The organism is Thermogutta sp., assembly GCF_014359955.1.
In the GTDB taxonomy this organism is placed as follows: Bacteria; Planctomycetota; Planctomycetia; order Pirellulales; family Thermoguttaceae; genus Thermogutta.
Genome location: NZ_JACIYL010000257.1, coordinates 1 through 5,344, shown reverse-complemented (window position 1 = coordinate 5,344; position 5,344 = coordinate 1). Strand labels below are relative to the sequence as shown.

Annotated in this window: 5 protein-coding genes; all 5 read right to left on the bottom strand. The window is 60.8% G+C overall.

The genetic code is table 11. The features are described from left to right. Window positions 1-83: 83 nt before the first annotated feature. Window positions 84-1,205, bottom strand: a complete 1,122-nt coding sequence (locus H5U08_RS09435) for an ABC transporter permease (RefSeq protein ID WP_297032428.1) — start codon at window positions 1,203-1,205, stop codon at window positions 84-86. A gap of 11 nt (window positions 1,206-1,216) precedes the next feature. Next, the gene (locus H5U08_RS09430) at window positions 1,217-2,401 is read right to left on the bottom strand and encodes an ABC transporter permease (RefSeq protein WP_297032426.1); all 1,185 of its coding nucleotides are present in this window, start codon (window positions 2,399-2,401) and stop codon (window positions 1,217-1,219) included. Between the two features lie 14 nt (window positions 2,402-2,415). Next, on the bottom strand, window positions 2,416-4,128 hold the full coding sequence (locus H5U08_RS09425; protein WP_297032424.1) for an ATP-binding cassette domain-containing protein: 1,713 nt from the start codon (window positions 4,126-4,128) through the stop codon (window positions 2,416-2,418). After that, the gene (locus tag H5U08_RS09420; RefSeq protein ID WP_297032423.1) at window positions 4,125-4,778 is read right to left on the bottom strand and encodes an HlyD family efflux transporter periplasmic adaptor subunit; all 654 of its coding nucleotides are present in this window, start codon (window positions 4,776-4,778) and stop codon (window positions 4,125-4,127) included. Before H5U08_RS09420 ends, H5U08_RS09425 begins: the two co-directional genes overlap by 4 nt. 73 nt (window positions 4,779-4,851) lie before the next feature. Then, window positions 4,852-5,344: biotin/lipoyl-binding protein (locus H5U08_RS09415; RefSeq protein WP_297032421.1), on the bottom strand; the 493-nt coding region annotated here is incomplete at its 5' end.

The following is a 5,344-nucleotide window of genomic DNA, read 5'->3' as shown; positions in this document are numbered from 1 at the left end:
GCGGACCCGACAAGCGGGTCCCTCCGGAAGGCGGACCCGACAAGCACGTCCCTCCGAAGGCGGACCGGATGCGGACTGTGGCGTCACTCCAGCCGATGGCGGAACAGCCACGCGGCGCTGACCAGCGTGAAAGCGGCAATCGGAACCAGCGGCCAAACGTAGGGCAGAACGACACTGGGGTCCGGATTCTCCAGGAAAATCATCCGGTTGATGGCGACCATGTAGCGAAGAGGATCAATGTCGGAAATCCAGCAAATAGCCGGATGGATGTTTTCCACGGGGGTGGCAAATCCCGAAAGTAACACCGCGGGGACCATGTAGGTGAAACTTCCCAGAAGCGCCTGCTGTTGCGTTTCCGCCAGGGAAGAGATCCACAGGCCAATTCCCACGATGGCGAGAAGAAACACAAACAGCGCAGCCGCCAGGAGTAAGAGCGAACCTCGAAAAGGAATGCCGAAGATGGTCACCGCCACCAGGACCATGAGCCCTCCCTCCAGATACGCCACCACGAAGGCGGGCACAGCCTTTCCCACAAGGATCTCTCCAGGACGCAGTGGGGAAACGAGAAGTTGGTCGAACGTGCCCAGTTCCCGTTCCCGGGCTACGGAAAGGCTCGTCACCAGCAGGGCTACCAGGTTGGTCAGAATACCCAACAGAGCGGGGACCGAGCTCCACAAAGGATGCAGGTTCTCGTTGAACCACACCCGGGTGACCGACACCAGTTGCGGCGGCCGGTGACGCCGATTCTCATTACCTGTCGCACTTTCCTGCACAAACTGAGCGACAATCCGTGCTATGTAGCCCTGCACCACCATCGCGGCATTGGATCGTCGGCCATCCAGCAGCACCTGCAGCGTCGGGGCCTGTCCCGACTGTAACGCCCGGCTGAAATCCTGGGGGATATGCACAACGGCCAGCACGCGTTGTGTGTCAAGGGCTTCCCGTACGTCGTTCAGATTTTCGCAGGGAACAATCCGGGAAAACGTGATGGGCACGGACCAGAATCGAGCCACCAGTTCCCGGCCCAGGAGTCCGCCATCTTCATTGTAGATTCCCAGGCCTGCGTTGCGGACTTCCAGGGTGGCGGCGAAACTGAACACGAAAAGCTGAATCAGCGGTGGAATTACCACTACCATGCGACTGGCGGGATCGCGAAAAATCGCCAGAAACTCCTTGATCACCAAACGGCGGATTCGCTCGAACATCGTCCCCCCATTCACTCCAGAGTCAGCCGCGTCTTGCGAATGGTGAGATTCCACAAGACGGCGGCAAAGATGCAGAGAATGAGCGTGTCCGGAATGATCACATCCCAGACGTTCCCTGCCAGAAACAGCGTCCGCAAGGCAGAAACAAAATAGCGGGGTGGCAAAACGTGCGTAAACAGCCGAATCGGTAGCGGCATACTGTCGATCTCGAAGACCAATCCCGAGAGGATGAACGACGGCAAATAGCCCACGATGAGGGCGGCCTGTGTGGCCACGAACTGGTCCCGCGTCGCGGTGGAGATGAAAAGTCCCAGGCCCAGTGCTACCGCCAGATAAACCGCCGACACACCCACCAGAACCACCCAGGAACCGCGAAACGGCACAGCGAAAACCACCACCGATACGAGGGCCACCAGCATCATGGCGGCCAGCCCGAGAACAAAATAGGGAATGAATTTTCCCAGCAGGAACTCCGCTCGAGTGATGGAGCTGGCCAGCAACGCCTCCATGGTGCCGCGTTCCCATTCCCGGGCGACCACCAGTGAGGTGAGAATCGTCCCGATGAGCGTCATGATGACGGCAATGGAACCGGGCAGAATCGCCGAGCGTGAATCCATATTCGGGTTGTACCAGACGCGGCCCTCAATGTTGATGATGCCCGATCGGAGAGGCTGACCCTCTTCTTCCGCCCAATGCAAACGATCTTTCTGAAGGACCGTCTCCATGTACCCGACGATCAGTTCGGCCGTGTTGGCATCGCTGCCAGCCACGAGGACCTGGACCGGGGCACTACCCGTATTCAATCGGGCGCTCAGATCCTGTGAGAGCACGACCAGCCCTTTAACCCGCCCGCCAACCAAGTGGGATTCCAGTTCCTTGCGATGCTCGGCCTCGCGAACCATGAAATAGGGACTTCCCCTCAGGGCCGCGACGATTCGGTCGGTATCCGCGGAGCGATTTTCCACCACCACGCCGATGGGGATATAGCCCAGGTCCAGGGAAATACCCCAGCCAAAAAGGAGAAGTAGAATGTTGGGCAGGACAAAGGCGATGATCAAACTGCTGGGATCACGGAAGATCTGGTAGATCTCTTTTCGGGTAAGAGCCAGCACGCGGCGGAGCTGGATTCTTCTCCGCACCCGCCGGGTTTGTGGAGCGGCGTCCGTTTGCGCTGCAACGGGGTTGTCCTGGTCCACTGGATTTTCCTCCTTCACGTGGGGTTGTTCCCGGCCTGTCCGGCTCGGACGAGCAGCTCGATAAAGGCCTCTTCCAAAGTGGGGTTCGGCCGATCCGGCGTTTGCACCATCGCCCTGATTCCGTCCGGTGTATCCATCGCGATGATCTGCCCGCGGTTGATTAGCGCCACGCGATCGCAGTACTCCGCCTCATCCATGAAATGGGTGGTCACGATGACGGCCGCCCCACCTTCCACAAGCTGATCGATTCGCAGCCAGAATTCGCGGCGGGCCAGTGGATCGACGCCACTCGTCGGTTCATCGAGGAATACCACCGCTGGTCGGTGGAGGATGGCGGTGGCGAGAGCCAGCCGTTGCTTGAATCCCAGAGGGAGGAGACCGGCGTTCTGGTCGGCAAATGGCCTCAGTTCGAATTCCTCCAGGGCCTGGTCGATGGCACGCCGGAGCCGTTCGCCACGCAGGCCGTACACCCCGCCGAAAAATTCCAGATTCTGTTTCACCGTCAGATTGCCGTAAAGGCTGAATTTTTGGGCCATGTAACCGATGTGCCGCCTGGCCTCGGCGCGGGCCGTCCGGAGGTCCCTCCCTGCGACGGCGGCATGACCGGCGGTGGGTGCCAGCAGTCCACACAGCATGCGAAAGGTCGTGCTTTTTCCTGCCCCGTTCGGCCCGAGAAGCCCAAACACTTCCCCCCGCCGGACGCGGAAAGAGACGTGGTCCACCGCTGTAAACGTTCCAAAACGTTTGACGAGATCCTCCGCCACGATCACCTCTTCCTGCTGGCTCCGAGCGGCATTCGCCCCATTTTCGCCAAAAACGATGCGTTCCTTGGGGATTCCCCCCAGCGCGTCAATGAATGCGTCTTCAAATCGCGGTTCGGTAGGCAGAAGGGCGACATCCGGAAACCGGTGTGCGAGGGCCTCTGTCCCATTCCGCGTTACCACCCGTACCCGCTGCCCCTGAATCCGCGTGTCCACGATGTCGGGATCCACCAGCCATTCCCGGGTGACTCGTCGCCGCTGTTCCGGGGGAACCTCCGCCAGAAACGTCCGACCCTTGACCCGTTCGGTGAACTCGGCCGCCCGACCAAAGAACAGGACCCGTCCTTCGTAGAGCACCAGCACGTAATCGCAGCGTTCGGCCTCGTCGAGATAGGGTGTGCTCCACACGATCCCTACGCCCCGATCGCGCTCATCACAAACGATCTTCCACAATTCCCGGCGAGAAATAGGGTCCACGCCCACGCCAGGTTCGTCGAGGAGCATGATCTTCGGCCGAAGCAGCATCGAGCAGGCCAGGCCCAGCTTCTGCTTCATGCCGCCGGAAAGATGTCCGGCCAGCCGTCGGGTGAACGGAGCCAGCCCGGTGAAGGCGAGAAGTCGGTCGATGCTCGCCTTTTCCTCTTCGCGGGGAATGCCTCGCAGCCGGGCATAAAGATGAAGATTTTCGATGACAGTCAGATCCTCGTACAACCCGAACTTCTGCGGCATGTACGACAGATGGTCGCGAAAACCCAGATCTTTTTGTGTATCCTGTCCCAGTACCAGAATCCGGCCACTGGTGGGAACGAGCAGTCCTGCCGCAAGGCGGAGAAACGTGGTCTTGCCGGCGCCATCCGGTCCGACCAAACCCGTGATGGCCCCGGCAGGGATGTCCACCGTGACCTCATGGAGGGCCGGGCGCTGGCTTCGCGGAAACGTCTTGGTCACCTGCTCGAAGCGAATCACGGCTGTGTCCCCGGTTGGCCACCTGCGGGGGGGTTTTCGGCAGAAATCCGCACGCGGACCGGCATTCCCTGCCGCAGCTTGCACTCCGGATCGTTGACCAGTACCCTCACGCGATACACGAGATTCGTTCGCACTTCGCGGGTTTCCACGGTTTTGGGCGTGAATTCCGCCACCGAAGAAATGAATCCCACCTGCCCCGGAAACTGGTTCCCGCCATCGGTGAGTACGACCACGGGCATGCCCGGCCGGATGCGATCGAGGTCTTCTTCCGCCACATACGTCCGCACCCAAACTTCTTCCTGCCTTGCGATGGAGAAGACCGGCTCGCCGGTGTTGACGAAATCACCCACTTCGTGCACGCGGACCTGCACCACTCCCGAAACGGGCGAGAGCAGTTTCGTGTCGCCCAGCCGTCGCTGGGCATCTTTCAGGACGGCCTCCGCCTGCCGGACAAGGCCCCGGGCGCGGTCGATCTCTTCCTGACGTGGTCCCACCTCCACCAGCCGCTGTGCAGCCACCGCCGCCTGGTAGTTGGCCACGGCCTGATCGTAGGCCGCCTGGGCATTATCCAGCATTTCCTGGGAAACCGCCCCTTTGGGTGCCAGCTCCTTTGCGCGGCGGAGCGCAATTTCCGCGTTGCGGACGGCCACCCGGGCAGCCTCCGTCAATGCCCGGGCTTTCTCAATCTCTTCAGGACGGGAACCATTTTCGAGGGCCGCCAGCTCAGCCCGCCGCGCTTCCAGGGCTTGCCTCGGCCTGACGCACCGCGTCCAGGAATTCCGCCTGATCCAGTTCCGCCAAGAGCTGTCCCGGCTTTACTGTGTCTCCCTCGTCCACATGGAGGCGGACAATCCGCCCGGGCACCTTGAAACCCAGACGCACCTCGCGAATTTCCACATTCCCGTGGAGCTCCCAGACCTTGCCAGAGACTTCCTCCAACCAGATCTTCCACCAGGGCTGGGCCGACGACACCTGGGCCACCCGCGAAACCCGGTAACGCTGCGAGCTCCATAAAGACAGCCCGACAACAACCGCGATGACAACCAGCAAAATGATGCGTTTTTTCATGGGAGCGATGCCCTCCTGCGATTGCGTTTTGTCCCCGCCGGAGTATCCGAAGAGAAGAGCCGTGCCACCATTGCCTCCACGGTGTCGGCAATGCGATCCACCCATTCCTGTGACAACCGACGCCCACGCCACTTCAACCGGCGGCGCA

What these genes read in the sequence shown, in the direction of transcription:
- H5U08_RS09435 (WP_297032428.1), bottom strand. Translation starts at nt 1,205, where the DNA reads ATGTTCGAGCGAATCCGCCGTTTGGTGATCAAGGAGTTTCTGGCGATT.